Origin of the sequence: Oceanospirillum linum (assembly GCF_001995095.2) — a bacterium.
In the GTDB taxonomy this organism is placed as follows: domain Bacteria; phylum Pseudomonadota; class Gammaproteobacteria; order Pseudomonadales; family Halomonadaceae; genus Oceanospirillum; species Oceanospirillum linum.
Genome location: NZ_MTSD02000212.1, coordinates 1 through 397, shown reverse-complemented (window position 1 = coordinate 397; position 397 = coordinate 1). Strand labels below are relative to the sequence as shown.

Below are 397 nucleotides of genomic sequence, written 5' to 3'. Positions count from 1 at the left end.
AGGCTGAGTGTTACGTGCTAAAACCTGTAGCTCACCTGTTTTTAAATCACGCTGTACTAGGCTTCTAAGATAAACAGTTTGCGTCTCAATCTGTACTTTAATATTCAGTTGGAAATATTGGCTTCGGGTTGAGAACAATTTGGCTAGCTCAGGTTTTAGCTGATGGCGACTTAAAAACTCTGACACATTGCTGATAGGAGTTTGTTCCCGTTCGAGCAGCCAACGTTTGGCCTGTTCACTGCTGGTTTGAAACAGTGCAGCCATTACTTCAGGTAAAACTAGGTTTAAGTTATGTAAGCTAGCCATAGGCAAGGCCGTTATCACGCTGGGTAGCTCTGCCAAGCTTTGTGGGTCGATTTGGTTCAGTAAAAAAGCTTCACTTAAGTTGTGCATGGGC

The 397-nt window shown here is 43.6% G+C and carries 1 protein-coding gene; it reads right to left on the bottom strand.

The window, feature by feature from the left end; translation table 11 throughout:
* On the bottom strand, positions 1–397 hold a 397-nt coding region (locus tag BTA35_RS17370), incomplete at both ends, for a type II secretion system protein GspK (protein ID WP_139363760.1).